The organism is Domibacillus sp. 8LH (assembly GCF_038806185.1).
In the GTDB taxonomy this organism is placed as follows: domain Bacteria; phylum Bacillota; class Bacilli; order Bacillales; family Domibacillaceae; genus Domibacillus; species Domibacillus indicus_A.
Window position 1 is genome coordinate 1 of sequence record NZ_JAVJNG010000003.1, and the last position, 15330, is coordinate 15330.

At 43.4% G+C, this 15330-nt stretch carries 20 protein-coding genes and 1 tRNA gene; 14 read left to right on the plus strand and 7 right to left on the minus strand.

Going from position 1 to position 15330, the window contains the following annotated elements:
- The first annotated feature begins 166 nt into the window (after window positions 1-166).
- The 3 genes from RG959_RS06425 to RG959_RS06435 all read left to right on the plus strand — a co-directional run bounded on the left by RG959_RS06425 (window position 167) and on the right by RG959_RS06435 (window position 2076).
- On the plus strand, window positions 167-1054 hold the full coding sequence (locus RG959_RS06425; RefSeq protein ID WP_342796436.1) for a TIGR01777 family oxidoreductase: 888 nt from the start codon (window positions 167-169) through the stop codon (window positions 1052-1054).
- Between the two features lie 66 nt (window positions 1055-1120).
- Window positions 1121-1747, plus strand: a complete 627-nt coding sequence (locus tag RG959_RS06430; RefSeq protein ID WP_342796437.1) for a TVP38/TMEM64 family protein — start codon at window positions 1121-1123, stop codon at window positions 1745-1747.
- A 179-nt stretch (window positions 1748-1926) separates the two neighbouring features.
- The gene (locus RG959_RS06435; protein WP_342796438.1) at window positions 1927-2076 is read left to right on the plus strand and encodes a hypothetical protein; all 150 of its coding nucleotides are present in this window, start codon (window positions 1927-1929) and stop codon (window positions 2074-2076) included.
- 36 nt (window positions 2077-2112) lie between these two features.
- Here the strand turns inward: RG959_RS06435 and RG959_RS06440 are convergent, their stop codons facing one another.
- Window positions 2113-2493 (minus strand): hypothetical protein, encoded by a 381-nt coding sequence (locus tag RG959_RS06440; RefSeq protein ID WP_342796439.1) that lies wholly within the window; start codon window positions 2491-2493, stop codon window positions 2113-2115.
- 178 nt (window positions 2494-2671) lie between these two features.
- Here RG959_RS06440 and RG959_RS06445 point away from each other — a divergent pair, with 178 nt between their 5' ends.
- The gene (locus tag RG959_RS06445) at window positions 2672-3367 is read left to right on the plus strand and encodes a hypothetical protein (RefSeq protein WP_342796440.1); all 696 of its coding nucleotides are present in this window, start codon (window positions 2672-2674) and stop codon (window positions 3365-3367) included.
- A 99-nt stretch (window positions 3368-3466) separates the two neighbouring features.
- On the plus strand, window positions 3467-3907 hold the full coding sequence (locus tag RG959_RS06450; protein WP_342796441.1) for a hypothetical protein: 441 nt from the start codon (window positions 3467-3469) through the stop codon (window positions 3905-3907).
- Window positions 3908-3923: 16 nt separating this feature from the next.
- Here the strand turns inward: RG959_RS06450 and RG959_RS06455 are convergent, their stop codons facing one another.
- The gene (locus RG959_RS06455) at window positions 3924-4643 is read right to left on the minus strand and encodes a hypothetical protein (RefSeq protein ID WP_342796442.1); all 720 of its coding nucleotides are present in this window, start codon (window positions 4641-4643) and stop codon (window positions 3924-3926) included.
- Window positions 4644-4877: 234 nt separating this feature from the next.
- On the opposite strand from RG959_RS06455, the gene RG959_RS06460 reads away from it, so the two are divergent.
- The 4 genes from RG959_RS06460 to RG959_RS06475 all read left to right on the plus strand — a co-directional run bounded on the left by RG959_RS06460 (window position 4878) and on the right by RG959_RS06475 (window position 7080).
- Entirely contained in the window at window positions 4878-5309 is a 432-nt protein-coding gene (locus RG959_RS06460; RefSeq protein ID WP_342796443.1) for a MarR family winged helix-turn-helix transcriptional regulator, read from the plus strand.
- 19 nt (window positions 5310-5328) lie between these two features.
- On the plus strand, window positions 5329-5964 hold the full coding sequence (locus RG959_RS06465) for a nitroreductase family protein (RefSeq protein WP_342796444.1): 636 nt from the start codon (window positions 5329-5331) through the stop codon (window positions 5962-5964).
- Between the two features lie 20 nt (window positions 5965-5984).
- Window positions 5985-6281, plus strand: a complete 297-nt coding sequence (locus tag RG959_RS06470; protein ID WP_309086879.1) for a putative quinol monooxygenase — start codon at window positions 5985-5987, stop codon at window positions 6279-6281.
- A gap of 292 nt (window positions 6282-6573) precedes the next feature.
- Complete coding sequence (locus RG959_RS06475; RefSeq protein WP_342796684.1) at window positions 6574-7080, plus strand: GNAT family N-acetyltransferase; 507 nt, start codon at window positions 6574-6576, stop codon at window positions 7078-7080.
- Between the two features lie 162 nt (window positions 7081-7242).
- Here the strand turns inward: RG959_RS06475 and RG959_RS06480 are convergent.
- Window positions 7243-7313: transfer RNA gene (locus tag RG959_RS06480), tRNA-Cys, on the minus strand.
- A 348-nt stretch (window positions 7314-7661) separates the two neighbouring features.
- Here RG959_RS06480 and trhO point away from each other — a divergent pair.
- Window positions 7662-8606 (plus strand): oxygen-dependent tRNA uridine(34) hydroxylase TrhO, encoded by a 945-nt coding sequence (gene trhO, locus RG959_RS06485; RefSeq protein ID WP_342796445.1) that lies wholly within the window; start codon window positions 7662-7664, stop codon window positions 8604-8606.
- Window positions 8607-8839: 233 nt separating this feature from the next.
- Here trhO and RG959_RS06490 read toward each other — a convergent pair whose 3' ends face one another.
- Genes RG959_RS06490 through sspK form a run of 3 tightly spaced genes read right to left on the minus strand, consistent with a single transcriptional unit; the run spans window position 8840 to window position 9394 of the window.
- A complete protein-coding gene (locus RG959_RS06490; protein ID WP_242232294.1) occupies window positions 8840-9028 on the minus strand; it encodes an H-type small acid-soluble spore protein in 189 nt (62 codons plus the stop codon).
- A gap of 16 nt (window positions 9029-9044) precedes the next feature.
- Window positions 9045-9221, minus strand: a complete 177-nt coding sequence (locus RG959_RS06495; RefSeq protein ID WP_242232293.1) for a YfhD family protein — start codon at window positions 9219-9221, stop codon at window positions 9045-9047.
- Window positions 9222-9238: 17 nt separating this feature from the next.
- The gene (sspK, locus tag RG959_RS06500; protein ID WP_251270475.1) at window positions 9239-9394 is read right to left on the minus strand and encodes a small, acid-soluble spore protein K; all 156 of its coding nucleotides are present in this window, start codon (window positions 9392-9394) and stop codon (window positions 9239-9241) included.
- A 507-nt stretch (window positions 9395-9901) separates the two neighbouring features.
- Here sspK and RG959_RS06505 point away from each other — a divergent pair.
- Window positions 9902-10756, plus strand: coding sequence for a glycerophosphodiester phosphodiesterase (locus tag RG959_RS06505; protein ID WP_342796446.1), 855 nt, complete (start codon window positions 9902-9904; stop codon window positions 10754-10756).
- A gap of 182 nt (window positions 10757-10938) precedes the next feature.
- On the opposite strand, the gene RG959_RS06510 is transcribed toward RG959_RS06505, so the two are convergent.
- A complete protein-coding gene (locus RG959_RS06510; protein ID WP_342796447.1) occupies window positions 10939-11682 on the minus strand; it encodes a gamma-glutamyl-gamma-aminobutyrate hydrolase family protein in 744 nt (247 codons plus the stop codon).
- Window positions 11683-11934: 252 nt separating this feature from the next.
- On the opposite strand from RG959_RS06510, the gene RG959_RS06515 reads away from it, so the two are divergent.
- From RG959_RS06515 to RG959_RS06525, 3 genes are all read left to right on the plus strand, one after another.
- Window positions 11935-12237 carry an iron-sulfur cluster assembly accessory protein gene (locus tag RG959_RS06515; RefSeq protein WP_251270473.1) on the plus strand — a complete coding sequence of 101 codons (303 nt, stop codon included), beginning with the start codon at window positions 11935-11937 and terminating at the stop codon, window positions 12235-12237.
- Between the two features lie 271 nt (window positions 12238-12508).
- Window positions 12509-13489: a BMP family ABC transporter substrate-binding protein gene (locus RG959_RS06520; RefSeq protein WP_342796448.1), complete on the plus strand. Its 981-nt coding sequence runs from the start codon at window positions 12509-12511 to the stop codon at window positions 13487-13489.
- A gap of 18 nt (window positions 13490-13507) precedes the next feature.
- On the plus strand, window positions 13508-15301 hold the full coding sequence (locus RG959_RS06525; protein ID WP_342796449.1) for a sensor histidine kinase: 1794 nt from the start codon (window positions 13508-13510) through the stop codon (window positions 15299-15301).
- The last annotated feature ends 29 nt before the right edge of the window (window positions 15302-15330 follow it).

The window sequence follows — 15330 nt, forward strand, 5'->3', positions numbered from 1 at the left end:
TTTTTTTTTTTTTTTTTTTTTTTTTTTTTTTTTTTTTTTTTTTTTTTTTTTTTTTTTTTTTTTTTTTTTTTTTTTTTGGAAAATATTCCCTTATTATGCTAAAATAAAGAAGAATCAGCGAAGCGCGTTTCAGAAAAACCAATCTTTCAAAGAACGGGGTTTTAACATGAAAAAAGTTGTGTTAGCAGGCGGAACGGGATTTATCGGCCGGTACATGGAGGAACGATGTAAGGAGCTTGGCTATACAGTACACATCATTTCTCGGCAGGAGCCCCACATTTCTTGGGAAAACAAAGACCGTATGATCGAAGCACTGGACGGGGCGGAGCTGCTTGTAAATTTAGCGGGAAAATCGGTCAACTGCCGGTATAATGAAACAAATAAACGAGCTATTATGCTTTCTAGGACAAGTACGACGAAACGGCTTGGTGAAGCCGTGCAGACATGTGAACACCCGCCGAAGATGTGGATTAATTCAAGCACAGCTACCATTTACCGGCATGCAGAAGACAGGCCAATGACGGAAGAAGCAGGAGAGGTTGGATCAGGATTTTCAGTTGATGTTGCCAGGGGCTGGGAAGAAGCGTTTTTTTCATTTGATCTGCCGAAAACGCGGCAAGTTGCCCTGCGCATCGCCATTGTGCTTGGACCAGGGGGTGGCGTTATGACGCCTTACCGGAACTTGGTGAAATATGGTCTTGGAGGTCCTCAAGGAAGCGGCCGGCAGCGGTTCAGCTGGATTCATCTCGAGGATTTGTTTGGAATTATCATGTTTTTAAATGAACGGCCTGAATTAAACGGAGTATTTAACTGTGCGGCGCCTAACCCCGTTCAAAATGATGAATTAATGGCAGCCCTGCGCAGAGCGGCAAATGTGGGGTTTGGCCTTCCTGCGCCCGAATGGCTGCTCGAGCTTGGCGCTAAAGTAATCCGGACAGAAACCGAGCTCGTGCTTAAAAGCCGATGGGTACTTCCAGAGCGGCTGGAGCGTGCAGGCTATACCTTTTTATTTCCAACATTAGACAAAGCCCTTCAATCTATTTTATCCTCTTAAACGAGCCTTGCGGAGGCTATCTATGGTAAACTAAACACAGCAACGTGAGGAAAGAAGAGGTGCAGTATGATCAAAAGAATCGTCAGCATTGCCGTTCTGGCCGGCATTCTGCTGCTTGGCATTACACAAAAAGAAGGGCTGCTTGCTATTGTAAATGAAGGAGGCACATATGCTGTTTTAGTCAGCATGCTGCTCGTGGCGATCTGTGTGTTTGTTCCGCTCGTGCCGTTTCCGGTTCTGGCCGGACTCATTGGTGGTATTTTCGGCACGGCAGAAGGCGTACTTGTTACACTCAGCGGTTCCATGATTGGAACGATGCTGTTTTTCTACATTGCCCGGTACGGTTTTAAAGAATGGGCACAGGCAAAACTTGACCGATATCCACAGGTGAAGGACTATGAAGACAAGCTGCACAAAAATGCGTTTCTGGCGATTCTGCTTGTGCGCTTAGTGCCGGTTGTTCCATCTCCTGTTGTAAACATTGTCTGCGGATTAAGCCGTGTTAACGGATTTGTGTTTTTACTCGCTTCAGCGATTGGAAAGCTGCCGAATATTCTTCTGCTGTCATTTGCTGGTGCAAGCTTTGCGGAAAACAAATGGTTTTCGTTTGGGCTGTACGGCGTCTATGTGCTGATTATTATGGCTGTCAATTATGTAATTGTTTATAAACGAATGAACAAAGTGCCGGAATAATACCGGCGCTTTTCTATTTTAAAAAAAGAAGAAAAACAAAGAAAATGAAAGCAAGAGTTAGAAAAAAGGCGATGATGCACGCTTACATAGCCAATGTTTCCGTTTTCTTTGGGTTTTTCAATTTTGAGGGTGTGTAGGATAATAAAGGCAAGATACGAGCGATGAGGGGAGATAATAAAATGACTAAATATATGATCGATACAGCAATGGTATTAAAAGAAAAAGCAGGTTTTGGAAAATACGTACAGGCAATCGCTGCAGCAGTAAGCAGCTTCCGCCAGTCTATGGACCAATATGGAGAAGCAATCATTAAAGTAAAATCAAGATAATCTTTTTATATAAACCAAAAAGCCAATTCTCTTTTTTTAATGAGAATTGGCTTTTTTCATGGAACGCCGTTTTAATTTCGCCGGCTGCACGCCTTTTTTGGAAGCCCTGTCCATAAAAAAAATACAGGTAAGGGAAAAGCCGATAAATGAATGTACCCAGAAAATGCCCGAAAGCCCATTAATCCCGGCGGCAAGGAGGGTTACCACAAGCAAATAAAACGCGCCCAGGCACTGTACGATGGTTCGAAATCCAATCTTTTTTTGCGCTCTTGCCGTTTTAATTGCTGCAATGGAGCGAAATAGCTGCCAGAGAAACACAGCGATCGTTACAAAGAAAAAGCTATAAGAGACCACACGCACGATATTTTGTTCAGTGAGCCATTCCATGGACAGAACCAAGCGGATTGCTTCATTCATTTTTTTGCTCCTTTCTTTTTATGACAGGTAAAAATCAGCATGCCCGTCCAAAGGATATTTCAAACAATAATACCCCATTTTTCCAATCGTTCTTTCTGCACGGAGGGATCTTCCAGCCTGCATCGAATACTATAAAAGAGCAGCGAGGCGAAGCCATTCACAAGGCAGGAGGGATTTGTTGAGACACTACGCTTTTTTGATTCTGTTAGCTGTTTTGCTTGCAGGCTGTCGTTCCGGTGATCCGGAAGAAGGCCAGGCAGATGCCATTGATTGGGTTGATTTTGTTAAATGGAATGGAGTGGAGTATCACGGCATTCATACCGGAATTTTGGCAGACAAAAATGCAGTTGGCGAAAAAGTTGGACAGGTCACCTTTACGGTAGCGGGCCATATTACCGAGCCATCCTATAAACCAAAGGATGGCGATGCCGCTTTTTATGGAAAAGGAACAGGGCTTTATGCCGTTAAAGAACATCCGGGTCTGCTGGCTGTAAGGGATAAACAAGCGAAGAATGGATACAAGCTCTATTACTCAACAAAAGCGGGCGGCTATAGGTGGCATTTTGATAATGTGCCAATTGAAAAGGTAATCCGGGCTGAAGTTTTCCCGGATGGACAAAAACAGGGAAGAAGTATCTCCGGTTCAGATTTAAAGTATTTATTAAAACTGTTAACGACGAGCGAACCGGTTGATTCCTTTACACCAAATACGCAAAAAGAAGGTGTCTCGTATCATATTGTACTGTATACCGGCGAGGCGGTTGCGTATCAATACAGCGTGCAATATGATGGAATAACCTACTACTGGCATCCATGGGATACGGCGATTTTGGATGATGACATTAAGCCGTTTCTTGAAAGCCAGATAGAGTAAAAAGGAGCGCTTGCCGCTCCTTTTTATTGTATCAAATTTTAAACTGCATTTAGCATAATAGTAAAAAATACATAGGATCCCCGAAGGAGAAATACGTATATGCCAAATCATTTTATCACTTATGCCAGTGAGGCCGCACCGTTCGCAGTCATCGGGCTCATTGGCTTTTTTCTTTGGAAAACAGGCAGGCTGAGAGTAAGGACTGTAACGAAAATCCGCTATGTGTATAAGCAGAGCTTTGAACACCTGCGGATTTCTTATAAAAGGTTTCATGGTGTTGATGAATATTCCTTCTACTTCAGCAAAGGGGGTACAGTCACGCTTGCCTATGAAGTGAAGGTCGAAGAAGGAGAACTGCACCTCGAGTGGCAGGATCGAACATCTCCTATCTGGAGCCGGACGTTTACAAAAGACGAAGAAGGCACTATTGTGTTTACCGCCGAGCATCGGCTGCATTCACTTATCGTTGAGGGCAATCAAACAAAAGGCGGGTGCCGTATTGACTTTACTCACCAGCGTGAGAAAGCAGGCACACTGTAGCCGTCCGGCAGATGGTTCAATTTTCCGGGATGGTTTCTGCTGTGAAAAGTGCTGGATTCCATCCTGTGTTCATCGCCTGGGTAGAGGCCCATAAATTTTCGAGCAGCCTGGCCATCATTTGTTTAGAAGGAACATGTCCGTATCGATGGTAATAAACAAAATACTGCAAATAAAGAGAAGCCGATGCGGGCAGGTGCACCTGCTCGAGGTAGAAGCGGTTTTCGGTAATGGTAGCGATCGAGTACGTTTCAAATCCAGACAGAAAGCGTGTCCGCCTGCTCTTATATAGGTTATCGATAAAGTGCAGGTTCCGAATAACTGCGGGATCATCTTCTCCGTCCGCATTGGCTATTCGCAGCTGCCGGTCTGCCGGCACTTTCTCCAGCCTGTCGGCAAAAACCGTTGTATGAACAAACGCTTTGTCGAAGTCAGCCATCCTGGCGCTGAAGCCTGTTTCATTCATATAATCGACTAACTTTAATGTTGTTTGCTCGTCCATATAGGAAGGGCGGTGAACCTGACGTGCATATTTCACCTCGGTCAGCGATTCACATTCCCAGCGTACGGCAAGATACCATTGATGATGGTCATCTTTCATAAGTGTATAAGGAAAATCCTCGTGTCGATAGCTTGTAAACCGGTCCTGCTGGTCAAACATATATGGTTCTGGTGCAACAGCCTGGAAGCCCGGTAAAAAACCAGGGTGGTCAATCGGTACCATGATATCTATCCACATAAAAAACACTCCTTTTGGGACACTTTTTCCTATAAACGTCGTGTTCATTTTTTATCCAAAGAGTGCCGGTTGAAAACATTCGGGGCCTGCTCATTTTTAATATAGCCGTTGTTTAATGCCGTATCCGCTGTCAGGGCAAATAATTTGACGCACATATACACATCCTGTATATTAGTTGATGGATCAAATGTTGACCCGTCAATGAATTGAGGAGACGGATAGGAGAAGGTGTTTTTGACCAATTTATACGAGGAAGATGAGCGAATCATTTACCACTTGCACGAAATCAACAAGGGGATTATGCCAAAGTTTGAAAGATGTACAGGTGTAAGCCAGTCTCGCTTAGAGCTGCTGCATGTGTTGTTTGAAGTAGAAGAGATCAGCCAGACGGCTTTACAGAAAAGGATAAATATTGATCATGCGGCTGTAACGCGGCATCTCAAGCAGCTGGAGGAGCGCGGCACTGTTGTGCGGCGCAAAAACCCGGATGACAACCGCGTTACCTTCGTTCGTTTGACCGAAGAAGGGCGCAGCCGGATGGAAGGCTACTGCAGCGAAAAAAAGCGGTTTATTCAGCAGGTTCTGCAGAATGTGCCGGAAGCTGACCGTACTCATCTTGCTGACCTGCTTGCCCGTATACAGCAAAACGTCGAAAACATTGAGTGAACATAAAGGAGAAACATCGATGAACCACATCAAAACAAATGATTTTCAGGAAATTGTAACCGGCCGCCGTTCGATTCGGTATTATGATCCGTCGGTTAAAATCAGCCGTGAGGAAATAAAGAAAATATTAGAAACGGCATCGCTTGCACCTTCTTCGGTGAACCTGCAGCCATGGCGTTTTCTTGTGATCGATACACCGGAAGGAAAAGAAACGCTTGCGCCGCTTGCCCGGTTCAACCAGTCCCAGGTCGAAACGTCTGCTGCTGTAATCGCCGTGTTTGCTGATATGAACAGCAGTGACTATTTGGACGGAATTTATGACACAGCCGTTCAAAAAGGGTTTATGCCAGAAGATGTAAAAAATCAGCAGGTCAAATCAATCAAAGGTTTTTTTGAAGTTATGACAACGGATCAGTTAAAAGAAATGAACTTAATTGATGCCGGGCTTGTGTCCATGCAGCTTATGCTTGCAGCCCGGGCGCATGGGTATGATACAAATCCAATTGGCGGATTTGAGAAAGCTGAGATTGCCCAGGCGTTTGGCCTGGACAAGGACCGCTATTATCCGGTTATGCTTATTTCTATTGGCAAAGCGGCAAATCAAGGCTATCAGTCGGTTCGGCTGCCTGTTGACCAAATTACAGAGTGGCGATAAGAAAAAAGGGGGATATAAAAATGATTATTATTCATGCACGCTTTCAAGTGAATCCAGCAAAAGAACAGGCATTTTTGGAGGAAATTCGTCCGCTTATTGAAGGATCAAGAGCGGAAGATGGAAACATTGCTTATGATTTAATGAAAGACACCGAGCAGGCGCATGCGTACACAATGGTAGAAGTATGGAAGGATGCAGATGCAGTGGCCTTCCATAATACGAGCAGCCACTTTACGGCTTTCGTTGGTAAAGCGTCCGAATTTTTAACAGCGCCTTTGGATGTAAACAGCTATGAAGCGTCTCCTTTGTCCAAATAAAGAATAGAAAAAACAGCCGGAGTGATTTCGGCTGTTTTTTATTTCGCACCTAAAGTCCCTGTGTTCAACAAAAAAGATTCCATCCCTCTTAATCCAATGGTAACATGTTTATAAAATCAGCGGCAGTTGTGTTATTCGTAAGTATAAAGGGAGCGGCTTCAGAATTTCCCGACATTATGTGAGAATCTGTTTAGTTTGTCAGCCCACAAACAGATTGAACAAAAAAGTGTCGCTGCCAGCTGGGGCTTATAGATGAAATAATCAAAAAAGGAATGTGAAAAAGGTGAATCAGATGATTACGATTCGGCAGGCATTACCAAGTGAAAAAGCATCTATTCGTAAGCAAAGAATAAAATCGTATGAAGAGCATGCAAAACAAATCCCTCCCGGGCATTGGGAGGCATTAAAAAGCGCTGTCTCATCTAACGCAGATGAGCAAGAAGGCGTTGAACTGATTGTAGCGGTTGAAGAAGGGCAAGTGATCGGCAGTGTAGCTCTGTTTCCGGCGAAGTCAGACGCGTATACGGGGCTTGTTGATATGCTGGATTACCCAGAGATCCGAATGCTGGCGGTTGATCCGCAGGCCCGAAATAAAGGGGCAGCCAAAGCGCTGATCAATGATTGTATCCGGCAGACAAAAGAAAGCGGTCTTCCTTATATTGGCCTTCATACAGCTGACTTTATGGAAGCAGCTGTGCGCCTTTATGAGCGTTTGGGCTTTGAGCGCATGCCTCAGTTTGATTTTGAACCAGCTAACGACGGAATTATTGTCAAAGCATACCGGCTTTCTGTCACATAAATGCATGTAGCTGTCAGCACAGAAACAGGCAGTGAAAGGTTAGCCGACAGGAAAAGAAAACAGAGGCAAAAGGTTCTTTTCCTTTTTGCAAAGGATGTCCGCATCTGCATAAGAAAAGGCCGGATCCACATACTAACTGTGGACCCGGCCTTTTCTTTTGAAAGGTGGTACTCGGAATTGAACCGAGGATGAAGGTTTTGCAGACCTTTGCCTTACCGCTTGGCTATACCACCATATTTTTCTTAAAGATTGTTAAGAAGAGCTGTTAATTTTTATACATTTTGCTGTATTTATGTAAGTATTTTCTTTTAAAATTCTTATCTATTTTTACTTTTTTAGCTGCGAATATTCTATTCATCTATTTGATCCCTTATTCCTATGAAAAAGAAAAAGTTTTATGAAATGGCTAGAAAGAAGCGAAAGGGCCATTGAGCTGATAAACAGCTTGAGGCAGTGGAGCTCAAAGAATAAAAAAGTGGATAAAACTCCTCTCCTGCACCCAGTGCATCAAATCCCCATAATGCGGATAAACATGATATGATACCAAAAGAAAAAAGAAGTAAATAGGTGGAGGAAAAAAGATGTACAGAATATTGCTTTATTATCAATATGTACCAATAGATGATCCAGAAACGTTTGCGAAGGAACATAAGCAGTTTTGCGAGGGGCTTGAGCTGAAAGGGCGTATTTTGGTTGCCAAAGAAGGCATTAACGGCACTGTATCCGGAACAGTCGAGCAAACGGAGCGATATATGGAGGCGATGCATGCGGATCCGCGTTTTAAAGACATGGTCTTTAAAATCGATGAAGCAGAAGAACATGCTTTTGCAAAATTAAAAGTGCGTCCGCGTCCTGAATTGGTGACGCTTCGCCTTGAAGATGACGTAAATCCGCTTGAGCTGACTGGTAAATATGCAGAGCCAAAAGAATTTTTGGCGGCGATGAAAGAAGAAAATACAGTAATTCTTGATGCGCGTAATACGTATGAACACGAACTTGGCCATTTCAAAGGCGCCATCCGTCCGGATGTAGAAACATTCCGTGAACTGCCGCAATGGATCCGGGATCACCGGGAAGAACTTGAAGGAAAGAAAATTCTTACGTACTGTACGGGCGGCATCCGCTGCGAGAAATTTTCTGGTTTCCTCAAAAAAGAGGGCTTTGAAGATGTTGTCCAGCTGCACGGCGGTATTGTGTCTTACGGAAAAGATCCGGAAGTACGCGGCGAGAATTGGGAAGGCCAGTGCTTTGTGTTTGACGACCGCCTCAGTGTGCCGATCAACCGCGTAAATCCGAATGTAGTCGGCAAAGATTACTTTACCGGTGAACCGTGCGAACGGTATGTCAGCTGTGCCAATCCGGAATGCAACAAAAAGATTTTGGCATCCGGAGAGTCCGAACACCGCTTCCTGCGTAGCTGTTCAGACGAATGCCGGACACATCCGCGCAACCGGTACATCGCTGAGCACGGACTAACAGCAGAAGAAGTAGAAGAGCGTCTTGAAGCATTAAAGCAGACGATGTAAACGGATAGACATATACGGAAGAAGCCCCCTGTTTTTTAAAACAGGGGGCTTTTCTCGTTCCTTTGAAGTGAAAACTGATTTATTCTTACAGTAGGAAAAGGTTATGACAAGGAAAAGAGCGGAAGTGCTTAGCCTAGCCCGGCTTAAAAAATTTGATCAGCCTGTGTTGAAAAATGTGAATAAAAGCTCCAAAAGAGGGCTGTTTCCTTTTAAAAGGAAACAGCCCTCTCTCATTAGTGTGTGACTTCCTTTAAGTCTTCAATCCCAACTTGTGTCCGTTCTTCGCCAGGACCACGCAGGTGAACGGTCGCTGTATTTGTGTCTTCGTGTACTTCGTCAATCCAAACAGATACACCGTTAAATTCAACATCAATATCAACGGATGAATTGGAAACAATTTGTTTAGCGCGCTGTAGTTCCATGCTGCCACCTCCCGTTTTATGATTTTTCGGAATGGCCGGCTTTGCCGAGCCGTTTGTTTCGTAAGCGGGTGATTTCCGCCAGCTCGCGGGCATATTCCTCATTCACGCTGTCAGCCGGTATTTTTAAATTTTTTGGTGTTTGTGAAAGACCCCGGTCACCGTGGCTGCCTGTTTTATGCTCGTCTCTTCCCATTGGTAAACCTCCTTCCGCTATTCTGATCGATGCGAGGAAGCATTCATTCTTTCCTGTGGATGGGTATTAATGGAGCCGTCAGCCCGTTTAGAGGCGTAAGCCGCTTTAGCCCGTGCTTTTCCGGCTTCACCTTTCATGGTTGTTATTGGAAAATCTTTTGCTTTATTTCTCATTTCCATCCCTCCCAAGTGAATGAAATTTGCGTGTCCGCTGATATAGTATGGGGAGTTGGAGGAAAATTATCAGGCCGTTTTGAATGAAAATGATGGCTCGTATGAGTCAGGCAATTGAGGAAATACTGTAAGTAAAACGTTTACGCCATATACAGAGAAGCAGGCACGGCGAAAACAAATGATTGGATATGAAAGAACAGTTTAGCTTGCCCGTTAGAGTGAATCTTAATCATAGTGTGCGCATTTTATGTTTGAAATCGCTTAATATTCCATTTGTTTAGGAAGTGATTCCAGCGCGTAGGAGAACTCTTGGTCCGCAAAAGGATGTTTTTTCGCTTCTGTTTCTTTAGTCCAACAACTGTATTATTTTTCCTCTTTTGAGTAAATGTGTTTCCATCATTAAAAATTAATCTTATCTCCTAATAAACTTCATTTTAAATTAAAAGAAAATTAACAATATGCTGATAGAGTGTTAAAGGGATAGAAAAGCAGATAGGAGATGAAGAAATGAAGAAAAAATGGATGGCTGCAGCTTTGACACTTCTGGTAGGAGCAAGCGTTGTTTCAGAAGCGGGCGGGGCTATGGCAAAAGAAAAACAAAAAGACATTGTCAACGTAGCGCACCGAGGTGCTTCAGGGTACGCACCTGAACACACTCTTGTATCCTATGAAATGGGAGAAAAATTAAAAGGCGATTATATTGAAATTGACCTGCAGATGACAAAAGACGGCCAGCTAATTGCGATGCATGATGAAACGCTCGACCGTACGACAAATGGAACAGGGCTTGTAAAAGACTTTACACTGGACCAAATTAAAGAACTCGATGCAGGCAGCTGGTTTAATGAAACCTACCCGCAGTATGCAAAAGCATCGTATGAAGGATTAACGGTGCCAACGCTTGAAGAGGTTTTTCAAAAGTTTGGAAAAAATGAATTCTATTACATTGAAACGAAATCTCCGGAAGTGTACCCAGGCATGGAAGACGAACTGCTTCGCCTTGTAGAAAAATACGGAATTGACAAAGATAAGCTTCTTGTTCAATCCTTTAGCGCGGAAAGTCTTGAGAAAATGCATGGGCTTGACCCTTCCGTTAAGCTTGTTCAATTGCTCTGGTATACAGCCGACGCTGTGATTACGGATGAAGAAATTGAAGAGATCAAAGACTATGCCATCGGCGTTGGTCCGAACTATACATTTATTGACGAACAATATGTGCAAAAGGTAACGGCGAGCGGACTCGAAATTCACCCGTATACAGTGAATGATAAAGAAACAATGAAAACATTGATTGACTGGGGTGTAACTGGAATCTTCACTAATTTTCCAGGCTTACTTCACGAAGTGAAAAAAGGGAAATAAGGTGAAGGCAGCCGTTTGAGAGATGGCCGGTGAAAGAACAAACCGGCTTTAATCAAAAAAATTTCAAGGATCAGATAAAGGATACAGTTAAAACAAGAAAAACGCCCGGATGAAAAAATCCGAGCGTTTTTTAAATCAAGCCTGTAGTGCTTGCTGCAGGACACAAAGCGTTTAAAAGGCTATTATGCACCTCGTTCATTATCTTTATTGCCATGGGCGGCAGCACAAACAAAAGAAGAAAAAAGACGGTTCATCTCCGTGCTCCCTGGCACCATCGATTCAGGGTGCCACTGTACTCCGATCACAAAAACATCTCCATCCATCTCCACCGCTTCAATTAAGTGATCCGGACTGTGGCCGACAACTGAGAGTCCTTTTCCTAAAGCGTCGATAGCCTGATGATGAAGACTATTAACGTTTACTTTATCTGCTTCCATCATTTTGGCTAATTGTGAATGGGGAACGAGAGTAACCTCGTGAATGGAAAGAGAGCGGTGATACGTTTGTGCATGTTGAATGTGGCTGCTCACCTGGCTCGGAACATCCTGCCAGAGTGTGCCGCCGAGTGCGACATTTAATACCTGCAGACCACGGCAAATGGCCAAAATCGGCTTTTTTTTCTTTAAAAGCAAAGCTGTCAGCTCGAGCTCAAACTCATCGCGCTCTTCAAACACTGAACCCATTTTTGCATGAGGAGCCTGGCCGTAGTACATCGGGTCCACATCTTCCCCACCGCTTAAAATAAAACCATCACATAGATCAAGATAATAAGGAATAGTATTTGGGGGGACAGACGGCAAAATAACGGGGATGCCTCCGGCTTTCAGTACAGCACGATGGTAATCATGATGAACGTAAACTCCTTCTGAATTTAACGTTTGGCGGACATATGAACTGGTGATGCCGATAATAGGCGCTTTCTTCACGTGAATCCTCCTTTGGCCATTTAGCTGGGGTGTTTTCATGAAAGCTGCCGCATTACGAAAAATGTATGCTTATTCTTTGCAAGAGGGTACAAAGAGTTGTTGATTTAGTTTATTCAGCACCCGGTTTCCTTGTGAGCGGCAGAGAAGTTGGCTGGTAAAATAAAGGAAATAAGAAAAAAGCAGAACTTTAGCATTCTCGGCTGTGAAGCGTTACACTGGAAGAAGTCCTTACAATGGAAGGAGAAAAAGAAAATGAGATGCAAGGTCAACCAAAAAGCCGCAAAAGCACTGAAAAAAATGCTTGATACACCTGAAGCGGAAGGAAAAATGATTCGTGTTGCAGTCACGGAACATCATGGCAATCATGCGCATTATGCGATTACGCTCGATACGCCAAAAGAGCATGATGTAGTCGTTCACACTGATAAAGATATTGATATTATCCTCGACAGCCGTGAAGAGTTTCTTGATGGAATTTTCGTTCAATACTTCTATGTGCCGCAGGAAGGGTTTGTTGTAACGAACTCATCAAAAGGCGGGCACCATCACCACTAACAAAAGGGCGCCGCATGGCGTTTGAGAGTGTAGACAACGTAGGAAAGCAGGCGTTTGTCAACAGCCTAAAAGCGCCATTACGGCGTTTTTTTATTTTGTCGGGTTCGTTCTATCCTCTCATTGAAAATTAATCACGATAAAGCTTTAAAAAAATAATCGATAAAGCGATTCCATAAAGAAAAAATGTCGATTTTTACAGATTCATGATTTACTATCAAAGTAGAAATAATACTTTTCGATAAATAAACCGGTTAGAAGGTGTTTAGTACTTATGGTCAAACGTGGAAGGATCATTTTAGCGGCAGCTTTAACTGCAGCTGTCGCGATCCTGGTTATGGTTAGTTTAAAAGCAGAAGAGATTGTACAGAAGGAAACAGCTGTTCAAACAGAAAAAAAAGTGAAAGTTTATATTTTAACAGCTGATGCCATAGAAGACCAAAGCTGGAGCAGCCTTGCTTATAAAGGAATGCTTCAAATAGAAGATGAGTTTCCAGTTGAGGCGAAGCTGGTAAGTGAGATACGGTCCGAGGTGGAAATGAGGAAAATCATTGACCAGGCCGTTCAAAGTGGGGCAAAAGTCATTGTTGGCCACGGACGCGAGTACAGCCTGCCTTTTGATAAAGCTGCCGCCGATTATCCGGACGTGCAGTTTGCAAATTTAAATGGTGAGTCAAAAGAAAAGAACCATACTGCTTATATGTACAAGCAGAATTCGGTTGATATTGAGCGAATCGCCGCTTTGGCTGCTGCTATGAAAACAAAAACGAATAAAATAGGCCTTATCGATCCGATAGAAGACCGGCTGTTTCATCCTGGATTTGAAAAAGGGCTTAAAAAAGCGGCTCCACAGGCGGAGTTTTACTATAAGGTCGTGGGTGATTGGGAAGATGGGACAAAAGCCGTTCAAGTAGCCAAAGAAATGATTGACGATGGAGTGGACGTTCTTTACTCTAGAGGGAATGAGTTTAACCGGGCGGTCATTGATTATGCATTGAAGCGGGGAGTTTACGTAATCGGCTATATGGATGATCAGTCTTACATGGGAAAAGAGGTTGTTCTAACCAGTGTAGTGAACGATATACCACAAGTTTACAAGGCCATCATGGATGATTATTTCAGCCGGGAAGGGATGCCCGGCGGGATTGCCATGTTAACCAATGAGGACGGCGTGTATTCCCTTGCGCCGCTTGGCCCCATGTATACAGAAAAAGAAAAGCAGCGGATTCAAGAGGAAACGGACAAGTTGAACTGATGCAAAAGGAAGCAGGTTATGAAAAAACAATTTCTTCATATGTCTTTCCGTCACAAAATCTTAACTGTACTGTTAGTCAATACCCTCTTATTAAGCGGGTTTTCACTTGTTTTTGTACGATCTATTGAAGACGTTCAAAGCGTTGGTCAGCGGATTAATAAAAACGATATCCCTGAAATGGTTTGGATTTCTTACTGGCAGGAAGATCTTAATGTTAAAAAGTATATCGTCGAAAGTTATCTATCCGGCGGTCTCAATGATACGCTTGTAGAAGTATACAAGGAGCAGGACAAAAAAGCTGCCCAGTTTCCCGGGAACGAGAAGGTCGTGATTCCGTCGGCACTTGAGACGTTTAGCCGGGATATCGACCGTTTAGACTTTTTAATCGAAAATAATGTCCAGGGGCTTTTACTTAATGGTAATACAGATGAAGCAGCAGCGTATGTAACGGAGCAATACCTGCCGGAGCTGGATCGTTTAAAATTGAGCCTTAGAGAAAAAGAAACGGAGACACTTTCTTCACTAAGCGGGCAGGCAGACCGGTTTTCGGGAATTATTGAAGCAGCTCTCGTGATTTTATTATTTCTGACAACGGCTGCATTGATCATGTCGATTTATGGGTCACACCGGATCAGCAAGGGGCTGACAAAACCAATCGAAAAAATGGTTGAAAGTGTAGATCAAATTGCAGGCGGCCGCTACGGTTTGACAGTGACAGAAGTGGAGCAGGAAGAGCTGAAACTGATTGCCGACTCTATTAATAAAATGTCTGCCAGTTTAAAAGAATCGTTTCATACCATTACAGAGGGCAAAATTTATCAGGAACAAATTTTAAATTCATTGCCTGTTGGAATTATAACGAGTGACGATAAAACGGACGCCTTTTCTTTAAATACGTTTGCCAAGCACTTATTAGAGGCAGGAGAAGACACCGTACAGCATTTAGCCCAAGCAGATCACAAAAACAAGAAGTTCTGGGGAATATTAAAAGATAAGCGCATTTGCCAAAATGAAAAAATTCCTTTTATGACTGGTAAACAATCTTATCAGCTGCTTGTGTCTCAAGCCGAATTAGTAAATAAACGGGAAGAGAGAATTGGCCGCATTTTTTATTTTATCGATTTTACAAAAATGAGCGAGCTTGAACGGCGGATGCAGCAGTCGGAAAAACTGGCAGTGGTAGGTGAAATGGCAGCTGGTGCTGCCCATGAAATACGAAATCCACTCGCTGTTATTCAAGGCTTTCTTTCTTTAATGGATCACTCTTTCTCCAGAGAAGAAAAAAAGCAGTATTATCTGCCTCTTCTTTTAAAAGAGCTGGACCGGATTAATACGATTATTGAAGATATGCTGCTGATGTCGAAGCCGGAGGCCCCGAGATTAAAAGAAGTCAAAATAGAAGATTTAATCCAGGATATCCTCCCGCTTATCACACAGTCACTGCAAAAAGATATTGAGTTTACTTTTTCACTGGATCCGCATCTTCTGCAGGTGGATCCTAATCAAATGAAGCAGATTTTTCATAATTTGATTCGCAATAGTATAGAAGCGATAGAGGAAACAGGCCATATTTCCATTCAATCAACGATTGAAAAAGGCTGGTACCGCATTTACTTGCAGGATACGGGTACAGGAATAGACGACGGGATGCGAAAAACGCTTTTTGATCCTTTTTCAACATCTAAAGAAGACGGGACAGGGCTTGGACTGCCGCTCGTCCAGCGAATGGTGGAAAGCCACGGCGGAACCATCGAGTTAATGTCCACCTCAAAAGCCGGCACGACATTTTGTATGACTCTGCCAGTTTCATAAAGAAAAAGGAGCAGGGTTACAATCAACCG

Coding starts and splice junctions, on each gene's coding strand:
- RG959_RS06425 (WP_342796436.1), top strand. CDS start 167: ATGAAAAAAGTTGTGTTAGCAGGCGGAACGGGATTTATCGGCCGGTAC.
- RG959_RS06430 (WP_342796437.1), top strand. CDS start 1,121: ATGATCAAAAGAATCGTCAGCATTGCCGTTCTGGCCGGCATTCTGCTG.
- RG959_RS06435 (WP_342796438.1), top strand. CDS start 1,927: ATGACTAAATATATGATCGATACAGCAATGGTATTAAAAGAAAAAGCA.
- RG959_RS06440 (WP_342796439.1), bottom strand. CDS start 2,493: ATGAATGAAGCAATCCGCTTGGTTCTGTCCATGGAATGGCTCACTGAA.
- RG959_RS06450 (WP_342796441.1), top strand. CDS start 3,467: ATGCCAAATCATTTTATCACTTATGCCAGTGAGGCCGCACCGTTCGCA.
- RG959_RS06455 (WP_342796442.1), bottom strand. CDS start 4,643: ATGTGGATAGATATCATGGTACCGATTGACCACCCTGGTTTTTTACCG.
- RG959_RS06465 (WP_342796444.1), top strand. CDS start 5,329: ATGAACCACATCAAAACAAATGATTTTCAGGAAATTGTAACCGGCCGC.
- RG959_RS06470 (WP_309086879.1), top strand. CDS start 5,985: ATGATTATTATTCATGCACGCTTTCAAGTGAATCCAGCAAAAGAACAG.
- RG959_RS06475 (WP_342796684.1), top strand. CDS start 6,574: ATGATTACGATTCGGCAGGCATTACCAAGTGAAAAAGCATCTATTCGT.
- trhO (WP_342796445.1), top strand. CDS start 7,662: ATGTACAGAATATTGCTTTATTATCAATATGTACCAATAGATGATCCA.
- RG959_RS06490 (WP_242232294.1), bottom strand. CDS start 9,028: ATGGAACTACAGCGCGCTAAACAAATTGTTTCCAATTCATCCGTTGAT.
- RG959_RS06495 (WP_242232293.1), bottom strand. CDS start 9,221: ATGGGAAGAGACGAGCATAAAACAGGCAGCCACGGTGACCGGGGTCTT.
- sspK (WP_251270475.1), bottom strand. CDS start 9,394: ATGAGAAATAAAGCAAAAGATTTTCCAATAACAACCATGAAAGGTGAA.
- RG959_RS06505 (WP_342796446.1), top strand. CDS start 9,902: ATGAAGAAAAAATGGATGGCTGCAGCTTTGACACTTCTGGTAGGAGCA.
- RG959_RS06515 (WP_251270473.1), top strand. CDS start 11,935: ATGAGATGCAAGGTCAACCAAAAAGCCGCAAAAGCACTGAAAAAAATG.
- RG959_RS06520 (WP_342796448.1), top strand. CDS start 12,509: ATGGTCAAACGTGGAAGGATCATTTTAGCGGCAGCTTTAACTGCAGCT.
- RG959_RS06525 (WP_342796449.1), top strand. CDS start 13,508: ATGAAAAAACAATTTCTTCATATGTCTTTCCGTCACAAAATCTTAACT.